Source organism: Variovorax sp. P2_H12, assembly GCF_056403395.1.
Window position 1 is genome coordinate 74,343 of record NZ_JBFUFO010000008.1, and the last position, 14,169, is coordinate 88,511.

At 70.8% G+C, this 14,169-nt stretch carries 13 protein-coding genes; 6 read left to right on the forward strand and 7 right to left on the reverse strand.

The window, feature by feature from the left end; translation table 11 throughout:
• The first annotated feature begins 2 nt into the window (after positions 1-2).
• From AC1DYK_RS07210 to AC1DYK_RS07230, 5 genes are all read left to right on the forward strand, one after another.
• Entirely contained in the window at positions 3-1,178 is a 1,176-nt protein-coding gene (locus AC1DYK_RS07210; protein ID WP_478165716.1) for an ABC transporter substrate-binding protein, read from the forward strand.
• 49 nt (positions 1,179-1,227) lie between these two features.
• On the forward strand, positions 1,228-2,421 hold the full coding sequence (locus tag AC1DYK_RS07215) for an ABC transporter substrate-binding protein (RefSeq protein ID WP_478165630.1): 1,194 nt from the start codon (positions 1,228-1,230) through the stop codon (positions 2,419-2,421).
• Positions 2,422-2,554: 133 nt separating this feature from the next.
• The gene (locus AC1DYK_RS07220) at positions 2,555-3,430 is read left to right on the forward strand and encodes a branched-chain amino acid ABC transporter permease (RefSeq protein WP_478165631.1); all 876 of its coding nucleotides are present in this window, start codon (positions 2,555-2,557) and stop codon (positions 3,428-3,430) included.
• Positions 3,431-3,452: 22 nt separating this feature from the next.
• Positions 3,453-4,442 carry a branched-chain amino acid ABC transporter permease gene (locus tag AC1DYK_RS07225; protein WP_478165632.1) on the forward strand — a complete coding sequence of 330 codons (990 nt, stop codon included), beginning with the start codon at positions 3,453-3,455 and terminating at the stop codon, positions 4,440-4,442.
• Positions 4,443-4,449: 7 nt separating this feature from the next.
• On the forward strand, positions 4,450-5,010 hold the full coding sequence (locus tag AC1DYK_RS07230; RefSeq protein ID WP_478165633.1) for a hypothetical protein: 561 nt from the start codon (positions 4,450-4,452) through the stop codon (positions 5,008-5,010).
• On the opposite strand, the gene AC1DYK_RS07235 is transcribed toward AC1DYK_RS07230, so the two are convergent.
• The 4 genes from AC1DYK_RS07235 to AC1DYK_RS07250 are packed head-to-tail and all read right to left on the reverse strand — an operon-like array spanning position 4,986 to position 10,238.
• A complete protein-coding gene (locus AC1DYK_RS07235) occupies positions 4,986-6,041 on the reverse strand; it encodes a lipocalin-like domain-containing protein (protein ID WP_478165634.1) in 1,056 nt (351 codons plus the stop codon). The two genes, AC1DYK_RS07230 and AC1DYK_RS07235, sit on opposite strands and share 25 nt — an antisense overlap.
• A gap of 11 nt (positions 6,042-6,052) precedes the next feature.
• Positions 6,053-8,617: an FtsX-like permease family protein gene (locus AC1DYK_RS07240; RefSeq protein WP_478165635.1), complete on the reverse strand. Its 2,565-nt coding sequence runs from the start codon at positions 8,615-8,617 to the stop codon at positions 6,053-6,055.
• Positions 8,618-8,643: 26 nt separating this feature from the next.
• Positions 8,644-9,885, reverse strand: coding sequence for an RNA polymerase sigma factor (locus AC1DYK_RS07245; protein ID WP_478165636.1), 1,242 nt, complete (start codon positions 9,883-9,885; stop codon positions 8,644-8,646).
• The gene (locus AC1DYK_RS07250) at positions 9,882-10,238 is read right to left on the reverse strand and encodes a YciI family protein (RefSeq protein WP_478165637.1); all 357 of its coding nucleotides are present in this window, start codon (positions 10,236-10,238) and stop codon (positions 9,882-9,884) included. The genes AC1DYK_RS07245 and AC1DYK_RS07250 overlap by 4 nt, the downstream gene beginning before the upstream one ends.
• A 129-nt stretch (positions 10,239-10,367) precedes the next feature.
• On the opposite strand from AC1DYK_RS07250, the gene AC1DYK_RS07255 reads away from it, so the two are divergent.
• Positions 10,368-11,333 (forward strand): threo-3-hydroxy-L-aspartate ammonia-lyase, encoded by a 966-nt coding sequence (locus AC1DYK_RS07255; protein WP_478165638.1) that lies wholly within the window; start codon positions 10,368-10,370, stop codon positions 11,331-11,333.
• Here the strand turns inward: AC1DYK_RS07255 and AC1DYK_RS07260 are convergent.
• Genes AC1DYK_RS07260 through AC1DYK_RS07270 form a run of 3 tightly spaced genes read right to left on the reverse strand, consistent with a single transcriptional unit; the run spans position 11,330 to position 14,164 of the window.
• Positions 11,330-11,986, reverse strand: coding sequence for an ABC transporter ATP-binding protein (locus AC1DYK_RS07260; RefSeq protein WP_478165639.1), 657 nt, complete (start codon positions 11,984-11,986; stop codon positions 11,330-11,332). The genes AC1DYK_RS07255 and AC1DYK_RS07260 overlap by 4 nt on opposite strands.
• Complete coding sequence (miaA, locus tag AC1DYK_RS07265; protein WP_478165640.1) at positions 11,983-12,930, reverse strand: tRNA (adenosine(37)-N6)-dimethylallyltransferase MiaA; 948 nt, start codon at positions 12,928-12,930, stop codon at positions 11,983-11,985. Before miaA ends, AC1DYK_RS07260 begins: the two co-directional genes overlap by 4 nt.
• Positions 12,920-14,164 (reverse strand): multidrug effflux MFS transporter, encoded by a 1,245-nt coding sequence (locus tag AC1DYK_RS07270; protein WP_478165641.1) that lies wholly within the window; start codon positions 14,162-14,164, stop codon positions 12,920-12,922. Before AC1DYK_RS07270 ends, miaA begins: the two co-directional genes overlap by 11 nt.
• Positions 14,165-14,169 lie beyond the last annotated feature (5 nt).

Here is a 14,169-nt window from a genome sequence, read left to right on the forward strand (position 1 = left end):
CAATGACCCTGGCCATCGCCGCGATGGCGCTCGCTTCCGGCGCCGCACAGGCACAAGAGAAGGTGAAGATCGGTTTCGTCACCGACATGTCGAGCCTGTACGCCGACCTCGAGGGCAAGGGCGGTGCGACCGCGATCCAGATGGCGATCGACGATTTCGGCGGCAAGGTGCTCGGCCAGCCGATCGAGCTGCTGACCGCGGACCACCAGAACAAGGCCGACATCGCCGCCTCCAAGGCCCGCGAATGGATCGACACCGCGGGCGTGACCATGGTGTTCGGCGGCACCAACTCCGGCACCGCCCTGGCGACGGCCAAGGTGGCGCAGGAAAAGAAGCGGGTCTACTTCAACAACGGCGCCGCCTCCTCGGCGCTGACGAACGAGCAGTGCAGCCCCTACACGGTGCACTATGCCTACGACACCGTCGCGCTGGCCAAGGGCACGGGCGGCGCGGTGGTCGACCGCGGCGGCAAGAGCTGGTTCTTCCTGACCGCCGACTACGCCTTCGGCCATGCGCTCGAAGCCGACACCGCGGCGGTGATCAAGGCCAAGGGCGGCACGGTGGTCGGCGCGGTCCGGGCGCCGCTCAATGCCTCGGACTTCTCGTCCTTCCTGCTGCAGGCACAGAATTCGAAGGCGCAGATCCTCGGCCTGGCCAACGCCGGCGGCGACACCATCAACTCGATCAAGGCCGCGAAGGAATTCGGCATCGGCAAGACCATGAAGACCGCGGGCCTGCTGATCTTCCTGACCGATGTCCACAGCCTGGGCCTGAAGAACACCGAAGGCCTGCTGCACACCACGAGCTGGTACTGGGACCTGAACGACGACACCCGCAAGTTCTCCAAGCGCTTCTTCGACAAGACCAAGCGCATGCCGACCGACATCCAGGCCGCCGACTACTCGGCCACGATGACCTACCTGAAGGCGGTTCAGGCGGCCAAGACCACCGATGCCGACAAGGTGATGGCCGAACTCAAGAAGACGCCGATCAACGACTTCTACGCCCAGGGCACGATCCGCGCCGACGGCCGCATGGTGCACGACATGTACCTGGTCGAAGTCAAGTCGCCGGCCGAGTCGAAGCAGCCCTGGGACTACCTCAAGGTGATCGCCAAGCTGCCGGGCGACCAAGTGTTCACGCCCAAGGCCGACTCCAAGTGCGCGCTCTGGAAATGACGCGCCGATCCAACGATTTCTCTCACTCATCTCTCTTTTTGATTCGACAATGAAAAAAACAATCGCGCTGACTGCTGTCTCCCTCGCCGTCGCCCTGGCGGCCGGCAGCGTCCAGGCCCAGGAGAAGGTCAAGATCGGATTCATCACCGACATGTCCAGCCTCTATGCCGACGTCGAAGGCAAGGGCGGGGCGACCGCGATCCAGATGGCGATCGACGACTTCGGCGGCAAGGTCAACGGCCTGCCCATCGAGCTGGTCACGGCCGATCACCAGAACAAGGCCGACATCGCCGCCTCGAAGGCGCGCGAGTGGATCGACACCGACAACCTCACGATGCTGTTCGGTGGCACCAACTCGGGCACCGGCCTCGCGCTGGCCAAGGTCGCGCAGGAGAAGAAGCGCGTCTTCATCGTCAACGGCGCGGGGACCTCGGCGCTCACCAACGAGCAATGCAGCCCCTACACCGTGCACTACGCCTACGACACCGTGGCGCTGGCCAAGGGCACCGGCGGCGCGGTGGTGGGGCAGGGCGGCAAGAACTGGTTCTTCCTGACGGCCGACTATGCCTTCGGCGCGGCGCTCGAGGCCGATACCGCCAGGGTCGTGAAGGAGAAGGGCGGCACGGTGGTCGGCGGCGTCAAGCATCCGCTCAACGCATCGGACTTCTCTTCGTTCCTGCTGCAGGCGCAGAACTCCAAGGCGCAGATCCTCGGCCTCGCGAACGCGGGCGGCGACACCATCAACGCGATCAAGGCGGCGAAGGAATTCGGCATCAACAAGTCCATGAAGATGGCCGGCCTGCTGGTCTTCATCACCGACATCCACAGCCTGGGCCTCAAGAACACCGAAGGCCTGCTGCTCACCACCAGCTGGGACTGGAACCTCGACGAGAAGACCCGCGCCTTCGGCAAGAAGTACTTCGACAAGACCAAGCGCATGCCGACCGACATCCAGGCCGCGGACTATTCGGCCACGACGGCCTACCTGAAGGCGGTGCAGGCCGTGAAGAGCACCGACGCCGACAAGGTGATGGCGGAACTCAAGAAGACGCCGATCAACGACTTCTACGCCAAGGGCACGATCCGCGCGGATGGCCGCTTCGTGCACGACATGTACCTGATGCAGGTCAAGTCGCCGTCCGAGTCGACCCAGCCGTGGGACTACTACAAGATGGTTTCCAAGCTGCCGGGCGACCAGGTCTTCACCTCCTTGGCCGAAAGCAAGTGCGCCCTCCTGAAATGAAACACCCCCGGGGCGCCTGCGGCGCCTCTCCCTCCAGGGGGCGATACCAGCGGCCCGGCGAAGCCGGTTCCGCGGTATCCCTGGCATGGGCCCACGCCGCCGGGAGTGGCGCGGCGGCCTCTTTGAACAGTCTATGAACATCTCGCTTCCTGCCTTGTTGAGCCAGCTCCTCCTGGGGCTGGTCAACGGGTCGTTCTACGCGATCCTGAGCCTCGGGCTCGCAGTGATCTTCGGCCTGCTCAACGTGATCAACTTCGCGCACGGCGCGCTGTTCATGCTGGGCGCGGTGCTGACCTGGATGGCGATGAATTATTTCGACGTCAACTACTGGGTCATGCTGGCGGTGGCGCCGGTCATCGTGGGCCTGTTCGGCGTCCTCATCGAACGCCTGCTGCTGCGCTGGATCTACAAGCTCGACCATCTGTACGGCCTGTTGCTCACGCTCGGGCTCACGCTGCTGATCGAGGGCGTGTTCCGCTCGGTCTACGGCGTCTCGGGCCTGGCCTACGACACGCCCGACGCGCTCGCGAGCGCCACCGACCTCGGCTTCATGATCCTGCCCAACTACCGGGCCTGGGTGGTGGTGGCCTCGCTGGTGGTCTGTTTCGCGACCTGGTTCGTGATCGAGAAGACCCGGCTCGGTGCCTACCTGCGCGCCGGCACCGAGAACCCACGCCTGGTCGAGGCCTTCGGTGTCAACGTGCCGCTGATGATCACGCTGACCTACGGCTTCGGTGTCGCGCTGGCGGCCTTCGCGGGCGTGCTGGCCGCGCCGGTGATCCAGGTCTCACCGCTGATGGGGCAGAACCTGATCATCGTGGTGTTCGCGGTCGTGGTGATCGGTGGCATGGGCTCGATCATGGGCGCCATCCTCACCGGGCTCGGGCTCGGTGTCATCGAAGGCCTGACCAAGGTGTTCTATCCCGAGGCCTCCTCGACCGTCGTGTTCGTGATCATGGTGATCGTGCTGCTCATCCGGCCGGCCGGCCTGTTCGGCAAAGAGAAATGACGCGGCCCCAACGCATAGAGCCATGAGAAAAATAACCCCTGTTGTCTACGCGCTGCTGCTGATCGCGCTCGTTGTCGCACCCTTCGTCGGCGCCTATCCGGTGTTCGTGATGAAGCTGATGTGCTTCGCGCTGTTCGCCTCGGCCTTCAACCTGCTGCTGGGCTACACCGGCCTGCTGTCCTTCGGCCATGCGGCCTTCCTCGGCGGTTCGGCCTACGTGGCCGGCCATGCGATGAAGGTCTGGGGCCTGACGCCCGAGCTCGGTCTCATCGCCGGCACCGCGGCCGGCGCCTTCCTGGGCTGGATCTTCGGCCTGCTGGCGATCCGTCGCCAGGGCATCTACTTCGCGATGATCACGCTGGCGCTGGCCCAGATGGTGTTCTTCGTCGCGCTGCAGGCCAAGTTCACCGGCGGCGAAGACGGCCTGCAGGGCGTGCCGCGCGGCAAGCTCTTCGGCCTGATCGACCTGCAGAGCGACCTCACGATGTACTACGTCACGCTGGTGATCGTGGTGGCCGCCTTCCTGCTGATCGTGCGCACCATCCATTCGCCCTTCGGCCAGGTGTTGAAGGGTATCAAGGAGAACGAGCCGCGCGCGCTGTCGCTGGGCTACGACGTCAGCCGCTTCAAGCTGCTGGCCTTCGTGATCTCGGCCGCGCTGTCGGGCCTCGCGGGCTCGCTCAAGACGCTGGTGCTGGGCTTCGCGACGCTGTCCGACGTGCACTGGAGCGCCTCGGGCCAGGTGATCCTGATGACGCTGGTCGGCGGCCTCGGCACGCTGTCGGGCCCGCTGGTCGGCTCGGCCGTGGTGGTGCTGCTCGAGAACAAGATCGGCGAGTTCGGCCACCTGCTGGCGCGTCTCACGACCATCGACTGGTTCAACACCCTGGGCGAGTCGGTCACGATGGTGACGGGCCTGATCTTCGTGGTCTGCGTGCTGGCCTTCCGGCGCGGGATCATGGGCGAGATCATTGCCTTCATCGATCGGCGGCGTGGGGTGGTGAGGGGTTGATCGGCTGATGCTGCTGGGGGAGTCGCCGTTGCATGACGGCTTCATGATGCCCCTCAGCCGTCAGCACAATGATTTCCCGCCGCCCCTCCAGCGCCTGCGCGTGCATCGAGCGCGCCGCCATGCGGCTGACGAAGGTCTCGCGCGGGGCGCGGCATTTTCAGAACCGTCTGATGCCCTGCAGCGGCCGAACGGCGGATCATCGCCGTGCATGAAAACGACCGCACTGCCCTTCCGATCGGTTCCCGCCCGCGCCAGGTTGGCGCAGGTGCCCGAACTTCGGCAACTCTTCGATGCCGGACGCCACTACCTGCGCGGCAAGGCGTCGCTGTATCAGCTGCACGCGCGCGTCAGCCATTTCCGAGTCTTGGCGAAGGCAGCGGGCTCGGCGCCGGCCGTGCTCGCGCTGCTCGACGAATGGGCCGGCAGGGTCGAGCGGCGCTGGAGCGCGTGGGCGATCGAGGCCAGGGCCCAGGCCGAGGGGGAGTTCCGCGCCTGGCTGCGCGGGCAGCTGGTCTTCGATCGCGGCGCGGTCGATGAGCGCGCTCAGAGCTTCAGTGCCTGCGCGTAACCCGTGAGCTCGAGGTAGCCGCGGCCCACGGGCTGGCCGCCGGCGTCCAGCAACTCGCTCAGGCCTTCCCAATACACCGTGCCGGTCGAGCCCTGGCCGTCGAGCTCCTGGTCGTCGAGCAGGGCGCGCACCGTGAAGGTGCCGGCAGGCGTGTGGATGCGCCATCGCGTCGGATAGGCGGCCCGCGTGCGTGGGCTGGTCCAGTGGGCCTCGGCCTCGAAGCGCAGCGCGTCCGGGCCGAACACCTGCAGCCGGCCATCGGCCGTGCGCAGCGAGCCACCGTGCCACAGCGCGGAGCCGTCGCGACGGCGCAGCCTGAAGGCCGTCAGCGCGCCGCCATCGAAAAGGTTCATGCCGATCCAGTCCCAGCCGACGGCCTCGGGGTGCAGCAATGCCTCGCTCCACTCGTGGTCGAGCCAGGCGCGGCCCTGCACCTCGAAGCGCCGGCCTTGCAGGCTCAGGCTGCCCGACGCCGCGAGTTGCGGCTCGCTGTAGTAGTAGCTGGCCTGGTCGGGCTCGGGACCCTTGCGCGAGAGGCCGGCGCTGCCCTGCAGCAGCACCGGCTGGGTCGGGTCGAAGCGCAGGTCGAGCGCGAAGCCCGCGGCCGGCAGGCGGGCCGCGTAGCCCTGGCCGTCGCGCTTGAGCGACCAGTCGCGCAGCCGGACGTCGGTGTCGGCTTCGGAGGCGGACGCCACGCCGAAGCCTTCGCGCGCGATGCGCTGGTCGTGCCACAGCCGGCGTCCCTCGAGGTCGGTGATGGCGGCGTGCGCGAAGATCAGCTGCCGCGCCGCGAAGGCGGACTGGATCGACTGGGCGGCGTCGACGCGCGAGCGGAAGAAGGTGAGCTGGAAGCCGAACTCGCGCGCGCCGGCCCGCGCCTGGCCCGTGATGTACCACCACTCGGTGCGCAGCTCGGGGTGGCTGCCGTAGTCGCGCGGGAATTGCAGCACGCGCGGCGGCAGGGCCCAGGCCGCCGGGCCGGCGAGCGCCGACAGCAGCACGGCGCGGCGCGACAGGCCAGGGGACCGCATCGGCCGCCTTGTCACCAGTCCTCCTTGACCGCCATCACGGCGTCGTGGTCCGCGGCCGCGCGGCCGGCGAGCCAGGCCGTGACCGTGCCGGCCGCGACCACCGCGGCGCACAGCGCGGCAAGCCGCGCCCAGGGCACCTGCAGGTCCATCGTCCAGTGGAAGCTCTGGGGGTTGACCACGTGCACCAGCACCACCGACACCGCGAGCCCGAGCGCCAGCCCGGCGACGGCGCCGATCGCAGTCCAGGCCGCGCCTTCGCCGGCGACGATCGCGAGCACCTGTGTGCGCGTGAAGCCCAGATGCGCGAGCAGGCCGAACTCCTTGCGCCGCGCCAGCACCTGGGCGCTGAAGCTGGCCGCGATGCCGAACAGGCCGATCGCGATCGCCACCGCCTGCAACCAGTAGGTGACCGCGAAGCTGCGGTCGAAGATGCGCAGCGAGGTGGCGCGGATCTGGGCCACCGAGGACATCTCGATCGGCTCGGCCGCGCCGAGCTCGCGCGCGGCCAGGGCCCGCACCGCCTCCTGCACCGAGCCTTCGGCCGCGCCGGGCGCGAGCCACAGCGCGACGTCGCTGACCCCGGCCTCGCCGGTCAGGCGCTCGAAGTCGCGGGCGTCGATCGTGACGGCGCCGAATTGCCGCACGTAGTCGCGCCAGATGCCGGCGACGAAGAACACCGGCGGCGATGCACCGCGGCGCTCGCGCTGCGGACCCCAGGCGCGCGCGAGCGGCTCGAAGGCCGTGCCGGGCCGGGCCCCGTAGAGCTCGACCATGGCCTCGCTGACGTAGATCCCGACCTGTCCGGCCGGCACCGGCAGCGCGGCGCCGGTCAGCGGCAGCGAACGCCCGACGTCGTCGTCCAAGGTGCGCGCGATCAGCGTCACCGCGGGCCGCGACGGATCGATCAGCAGTGCGCGCGTGCGCAGCGTGCCGGTGCGCGCCACGCCGGGCAACTGCGCCAGGGCCTGCACGAAGGCCGGCGCGAAGAGGGCCTGCTCGCTGCCCGAGCCCGCGCCCGCGGCGTTGCGCAGGTACAGGTCGGCCGGCAGCACGATGTCGAGCCAGTGCGTGACCGAGTCGCGGAAGCTCGCGACCATCACGGTGAGCGCGACGGCGAGACTCAGGCTCGCGACCACGCCACTGACCGCCACCGCGGCGGTGCCTCGCATGCGCCGGGCGCGCTCGATCGCCAGCAGCGGCAGCAGGCGCCGCGCGGCCAGCGGCGCGAGCCGGTCATAGACCCCCGCGATCAGCCACGGCAGCGCGCCGATGCCGCCGACCAGCAGGAAGCCGACCGAGAGGTAGGCGGCGATCGGGATGCCGAAAATCGCCGGTGCCGTGGCCAGGGCGACGCCGGCGGCGATCAGCAGCAGCGCGATGCGATGCGCACCGTCGCCCGCCGGCGCGGCGCCCAGGCCCTTGAGCGTCTGCGCTTCGGGCAGGGCCTGCGCGGCGCGCGCCGGCCACCAGCCGCCGACGCCGGCCGCGAGCACGCCGAGTGCGCCGTAGGTCCAGGCCGCGCCCCAGCTCCAGCGCAGGGTCGGCGCGACACCGTCGAAGTAGCCGCCGCCGAGGTCGCCGCCCAGCAGCTTCAGCGCGAGCTGGGCGAGCGCGGCGCCCAGGGCGATGCCCGCGGCGCTGCCGATCAGCCCGAGCACCAGCGATTCGGCCAGCACCAGCCGCAGGCGCTCGCGCGGCGTGAGTCCGAGCACGCCGAGCAGCGCGAACTGCTGGGCACGCTTGGCGACGCTCAGCGCGAGCACCGAGAACACCAGGAAGGCGCCCGTGAACAGTGCCACCAGCGCCAGCACCGTGAGGTTCACGCGGTAGGCGCGCGAGAGGTTGCTGACGCGCTCGGCCGCATCGCCCGGCTCGGCGATCTGGATGCCGGTCGGCCAGTCCGGCGACTGTTGCAGCGCGCCGATGAAGGCCGCGTGGTCGGTGCCCGGCGCCAGCCGCAGGTCGATGCGCGTGAGTTGGCCGGCACGGCCGAACAGGTCTTGCGCGGCGCCGATGTCCATCACCGCCAGCGCGGCACCGCCGGCCGCCACCTGGCCGGCGACCTGCAGCGACTGCCATTGCGTGCCGACGCGCAACCGCAGCTGCGTGGCATCGTCGCCGACGGCCTTGCGCGCGGCGGCATTGAGAAAGACCTGGCGCGGCGCGAAGAGCGAGAAACGGTCGCCGCCTTCGGCCGGGCGCGGCATCAGCGCCGGCGCGATGGTCGGCAGGGCGAGCGCGTCGATGCCGACGACCCGCAGCGGCAGCCGGCGCTCGCCGACCTGCGCGACGCTTTGCAGTTCGAGCACGGGGCTGGCGAGGGCGACCCCCGGCTGCCGGACCACCTGCGCGAAGACGGCCTCGTCGAAGCCGCCCTGCGCAGCGCGCAATTCGAGGTCGGGCTGGCCGTTGACCGAGCGCACCGCGCTCGAGAATTCGTCGAGCGCCGAGGCATTGATCAGCTGCACCGAGAAGGCCAGCGCGACGCCCAGCATCACGGCGACGACCGCGGCCGCGTTGCGCCACGGGTGGTGGCGCAGTTCCTGCCACGAGAAGCTGAACAACAGGGCCCTCATGCGGCCCATTCTGCGCGATGCGCGGGTCACAGGCGATCGGATGCGGCGGCCAGCCAGGCGCGGATCGCCGGGCTGGTGCTGAGGCCGGCCGCGCGGGCATAGGCCTGCCGCGCCGCGGCCACCTGGCCGCTGCGGCCCAGCAGGTGCGCGCGCGCCGCCCAGTAGGGCTGGTAGTTCGCGACCTCGGCCGGCGCGATGGCATCGAGCGCCTGCAGGCCGGCCGCCGGCGTTTCGGCTTCGGCCACGGCGCAGGCTCGGCCGACCTGCGCGCCGGTGCCCGGGCGTAGCGCGATCAGGCCGTCATAGAGCGCCACCAGCGCATCGGCCGGCACCTGCGCGCCGAGCCGTCGCGCGCAATGCGCCGACTGGATCGCGGCTTCGATCTGGTAGGCGCCGAGCGACTCGAGGCTGGCGGCACTCTGCAGCGCCCGCTCGGCCTGTCCGCGCAGCTGCGGGTTCCAGCGCGCGACCTCCTGCGCGTCCAGCGGCACGTAGTCGCCTGCGGCGTTGCGCCTCGCCGCGGCGCGGCTTTCGCAGAACAGCATCAGCGCCAGCAGGCCCAGCGGCTCGGGTTCCCGCGGCAGCAGGCCGCAGAGGATGCGGCAGAGGTCGATCGCCTCGGCCGTGAGGCCGCGCTGCGAGGCGTCGGCGCCGTCGACCTCGTCCCAGCCGGTGCCGTAGGCCGCGTAGATGCCGTCGAGCACGTCCTGCAGCCGCTGCGGCAGGTCGTTCGCGTGCGGGAACTCGAACGGAATACCGGCGGCCCGGATGCGTGCCTTGGCCCGCACCAGGCGCTGGCCGAGCGTGGCCGGCGCGCTCAGGAAGGCACCCGCCATGCGGGCGGCGTCCAGCCCGAGCACGGTCTGCAGCATCAAGGGCGCGCGCGCCGCGGCGTCGATGGCCGGATGGGCGCAGACGAAGAACAGGCGCAGCCGCTCGTCGGGCACTGCCTCGCCGCCGTCCGCGTCCTCCTCGAACTGGTCGGCCAGAAGCAGCAGGCTCTGCGCCGCCTCGTCCTGCACCCGGCTGTGGCGCCAGGCGTCGAGCGTGCGGTGGCGCGCCACCTGCAGCAGCCAGGCCTCCGGCTTCGCGGGCACGCCGTCGGCCGGCCAGCGCTCGAGCGCCCGCGCGAAGGCGTCGGCCAGCGCGTCCTCCGAGGCTGCGATGTCGCGCGTGCGCGCCGACAGGATGGCGACCAGCCGGCCATACGACTCGCGGGCCGCCCGCTCGGCCGCCGCGCGGGCCTCCCGGACGGCCACGTCCGTCACATCGTGGGTGTGGTGAACACCGGCCGCACCTCGACACCGCCGGTGCTGGCGCAGGGCGCGCGCGCGGCCCATTCGAGCGCGGTGTCGAGGTCGGGCACCTCGATCACGAAGTAGCCGCCGAGCTGCTCCTTGCTGTCGGCGAAGGGCCCGTCCTGCACCTGGCGCTTGTCGCCGCGCACCCGCAGCGTGGTGCCGGTCATCGGCGGTTGCAGGCCGTGGCCGCTGAGCGTGACACCCGACTGGCGGATCGCGCCCACGTAGTCCATCCAGCCGGCCCGGTAGGCCTGGGCCGCTGCCTCGTCGCGCTGGTCGAACTCGGACTGGGGTTGGTAGAACATCAGCATGTATTGCATGGAAATCTCCACGAAGGAAAACACACGAGCAGGATCGCTCACTGCAATGACGGCGCACGGGCGGGCATTTCGACAGTGTGCGACAGGAATCGTGCATTTTTCGATGACCGCCGCGCTAAGCTCGTCGCCATGCAGACACTTCCGACCTACGACGACGTGATCGCCGCGGCCGCGCGGCTCGAAGGGCATGCGCACCGCACGCCGGTGCTGCGCTCGCGCACCGCCGACGCCCGCTGGGGCGCGCAGTTCTTCTTCAAGTGCGAGAACTTCCAGCGCATGGGCGCCTTCAAGTTCCGCGGCGCCTTCAATGCGCTGTCGAAGTTCGATGCCCGGCAGCGCCAGGCCGGCGCGATCGCCTTCTCCTCGGGCAACCATGCGCAGGCGGTCGCGCTGGCGGCGCGCATCCTCGGCATGCCGGCCGTGATCGTGATGCCCACCGATGCGCCGGCCGCCAAGCTCGCCGCCACGCGCGAGTACGGTGCCGAGGTGCTCCTCTACGACCGCTTCACCGAGGACCGCGAGGCGCTGACGCGGCGGCTGGCCGAGGCGCGCGGCATGACGCTGATCCCGCCTTACGACCATCCGGACGTGATCGCGGGCCAGGGCACGGCGGCGAAGGAACTGTTCGAGGAGGTCGGCGCGCTCGATGCGCTCTACGTCTGCCTCGGCGGCGGCGGCCTGACCAGCGGCTCGGCGCTCGCGGCGCGCGCGCTGGCGCCGGACTGCCAGGTCTACGGCGTCGAGCCCGAAGCCGGCAACGACGGCCAGCAGTCGCTGCGCGCCGGCCGCATCGTGCACATCGACACCCCGAAGACCATTGCCGACGGCGCACAGACCCAGCACCTGGGCGAGTACACCTTCGGCATCATCCGGCGCGATGTGACCGACATCGCCACGGTCAGCGACGCGCAGCTGGTCGACGCCATGCGCTTCTTCGCCGAGCGGATGAAGATGGTGGTCGAGCCCACGGGCTGCCTCGCCTTCGCGGCGGCCTGCGCGGCGGGCGAGGCGATCCGCGGCCAGCGGGTGGGCGTCATCGTGAGCGGCGGCAACGTCGACCTGGCGCGCTTCGCCGCGCTGCTGTCCGCAGCCTAGGCCCGAATCCCTTCGGCGCTCAGGTGCAGCACGCGGTCGGCGCGCGCGGCCGCGGCCTCGGAGTGCGTGACCAGCACCAGCGAGGCGCCGTGCTCGCGGGTCTGCGCCAGCAGCACGTCCATCACGCGCACGGCGGTGGCGGGATCGAGGTTGCCGGTCGGCTCGTCGGCCAGCAGCAGTGCGGGCCGGTGCACCAGTGCGCGCGCGATCGCCACGCGCTGGAGCTGACCGCCGCTCAACTGCTGCGGCAGGCGTTCGCCGAGGCCGGCGAGGCCGACCGCATCGAGCATCCGGGCGACGCGCTCGGTGCTGCCCGGCCCCTGTTGCCCCAGCAGCATCAGCGGCAATGCGACGTTTTGTGCCACGTCCAGGTGCGGCAGCACATGGAAGGCCTGGAACACGAAGCCGACGTGCGCGCGCCGCCACAGAGCGCGCGCCTCGGCGTCGAGGGCGCCGATGTCGGTGCCGCCGTGCAGGACCGTGCCGGCATCCCAGTGGTCGAGGCCGGCCATGCAATTGAGCAGGGTCGATTTGCCGACACCGGATTCGCCCACGATGGCGACGAATTCGCCGGCCGCGACCTCGAGCGACACGTGCTCGAACACCGGCAGGTCGCCGTAGTGCTTCCCCAGGTCCGTGATGCGCAGCGTCATGGGAGCTCGGCGACGAGCCGGACGACCTGCGCGACCGCGTCGGGGGCTTCCGCGGCGATCACGCGGCGCTGCGGCATGCTGCGCAGCCAGGTCATCTGGCGTTTCGCGAGCTGGCGGGTGGCGGCGATGCCGCGCTCGCGCAGCTCGGTGATCGGCCAGGCGCCATCCAGGGCTTCCCAGGTCTGGCGGTAGCCGACGCAGCGCATCGACGGCAGGTCCGCCGCCAGGTCGCCGCGCGCGCGCAGCGCCTGCACCTCGGCGATGAAGCCGGCCGAGAGCATGGCGTCGAAGCGCGCCGCGATGCGTTCGTTCAGCCAGGCGCGATCGGTGGGCTCCAGGGACAGCAACGCGACCGCCGGCGTTCCCCGGCTCGCGCGGCCCGCGGCATGGAAGCTGGCCAGCGTCTGGCCGCTCGTGTGCCAGACCTCCAGCGCACGCTGGATGCGCTGGCTGTCGTTGGGCGCCAGCCGCGCCGCCGTGATCGCATCGACCTTGGCGAGGCGGGCGTGCATCGCCGGCCAGCCGAGCGCGGCGGCGTCGGCCTCGAGCTGCCGGCGCAGCGCGGGATCGGCCGCGGGCATCGCGTCGATGCCGTCGGCCAGCGCCTTGAAGTAGAGCATCGTGCCGCCCACCAGCAGCGGGAGCTTGCCGCGCGCCGCGATCTCGCCGATCAGGCGCCGGGCGTCCCCCACGAACGCGGCGGCGCTGTAGGCCTCGCGCGGATCGCGGATGTCGATCAGGTGGTGCGGCACTTCGGCGAGTTCCGCCGGGGTGGGCTTGGCGGTGCCGATGTCCATGCCGCGGTAGACCAGGGCCGAGTCGACGCTGACGATCTCGACTGGGCGTTCGCGGGCGATCTCCAGCGCCGCCGCGGTCTTGCCCGAGGCGGTGGGCCCGGCGAGCGCCACGTAGCGCAATGCGTTCGATGTCGGATCAGCGGCCACGCGGCTCCCCGTACCTGCGCACCAGGGTCCACGCGACGGCGGCGATGCAGACGCTCCAGAACCAGACGCCGAGCACCAGCGGCATCACGGTGCCGTCCATGTGCGCGCCGAGCCAGCCGCCGATGGCGAAGGCGGCCAGCATCATGAGGAAGCCGTTGAGCGCCGAGGCGGCACCCGCTGCCTGCGGGAACGGGCCGACCGCGCCGGTCTGGCCGCAGGGCTGGTGGACGCCGTGCGCGATCATCACCAGGGTCTGCGGACCGACGATGGCCGCGACCGACACCACGCCCGCCAGCGCCAGCAGGCCCATCGACGTGCCGCCCGCGAGCGTCAGCCAGGCCGCCCGCGCGACGCTGCGGCGCACGCCGTGGCGCGCCAGCCAGCGCCGGCAGACGAAGGTGCCGGCGATGTAGGCCAGCGAGTTCCACAGCATCACGGCGCCGTATTGCGTCTTGCTGAGCCCGAGCACCTGGATGAATACGAAGGACGACGCGGCCAGGAAGGTGAACAGCAGGCCGTAGGACGCGGTGGTCAGTGCGCTGAAGGCCAGGAAGACCGGGTTGCGCAGCACCGTCGCCCAGGTGGCGACCAGCGCCCCGGCGCGCAGCGCGTCGGGATTGCGGCGCGTCAGGGTCTCGTCGAAGCGCAGGGCGATCAGCGCCAGCGTGAGGGCGCCGAACACGGCCGGCGCCAGCAGTGCGACGCGCCAGCCGAACAGGTCCGACACCAGCCCTCCCAGGGGCACGCAGAGGCAGGCGATGATGCCCAGGCCGGTCAGGGCGCGGGACATCACGCGCGCGCCGTCGGCCGGCGGATAGAGGTCGCGCACGATCGCGCGCGCCGCCATCACCGCCGCGCCCATCGCGGCGCCCTGCAGGGCGCGCCAGACGATCAGGATCTCGATCGAGGGCGCCATCGCGCCGCCGATGCTGGCGGCCACGTAGCCGCCGAGGCCCCACAGCAGGACCGGCCGGCGGCCGAAGCGGTCGGACAACGGTCCGAGCACCAGCTGCGAGACGCCGAAGGCCAGCAGCAGGGCGCTCAGCGTGAGCTGCGCGTGCGACATGCGGGCGCCGAGTTCGGCGGTCAGCGTCGGCAGGGCGGGCAGATAGAGGTCGGTCGTGACCGGCTGGATGCCCAGCAGCAGGGCGAGCATGAGGACGACCGCGGCCGGCGACATGCTCGAGGCAGACGGCGCGATGCGGGAAATGGCCGGTGCGACAGGAGGCGGCATGCGCC

Excerpts from the sequence above, each read along its gene's own strand:
- AC1DYK_RS07260 (WP_478165639.1), bottom strand. The coding sequence starts at position 11,986 with ATGACGCTGCGCATCACGGACCTGGGGAAGCACTACGGCGACCTGCCG.
- AC1DYK_RS07220 (WP_478165631.1), top strand. The coding sequence starts at position 2,555 with ATGAACATCTCGCTTCCTGCCTTGTTGAGCCAGCTCCTCCTGGGGCTG.
- AC1DYK_RS07255 (WP_478165638.1), top strand. The coding sequence starts at position 10,368 with ATGCAGACACTTCCGACCTACGACGACGTGATCGCCGCGGCCGCGCGG.
- AC1DYK_RS07270 (WP_478165641.1), bottom strand. The coding sequence starts at position 14,164 with ATGCCGCCTCCTGTCGCACCGGCCATTTCCCGCATCGCGCCGTCTGCC.
- AC1DYK_RS07250 (WP_478165637.1), bottom strand. The coding sequence starts at position 10,238 with ATGCAATACATGCTGATGTTCTACCAACCCCAGTCCGAGTTCGACCAG.
- AC1DYK_RS07230 (WP_478165633.1), top strand. The coding sequence starts at position 4,450 with ATGCTGCTGGGGGAGTCGCCGTTGCATGACGGCTTCATGATGCCCCTC.
- AC1DYK_RS07225 (WP_478165632.1), top strand. The coding sequence starts at position 3,453 with ATGAGAAAAATAACCCCTGTTGTCTACGCGCTGCTGCTGATCGCGCTC.
- AC1DYK_RS07215 (WP_478165630.1), top strand. The coding sequence starts at position 1,228 with ATGAAAAAAACAATCGCGCTGACTGCTGTCTCCCTCGCCGTCGCCCTG.
- AC1DYK_RS07210 (WP_478165716.1), top strand. The coding sequence starts at position 3 with ATGACCCTGGCCATCGCCGCGATGGCGCTCGCTTCCGGCGCCGCACAG.
- AC1DYK_RS07235 (WP_478165634.1), bottom strand. The coding sequence starts at position 6,041 with ATGCGGTCCCCTGGCCTGTCGCGCCGCGCCGTGCTGCTGTCGGCGCTC.
- AC1DYK_RS07240 (WP_478165635.1), bottom strand. The coding sequence starts at position 8,617 with ATGAGGGCCCTGTTGTTCAGCTTCTCGTGGCAGGAACTGCGCCACCAC.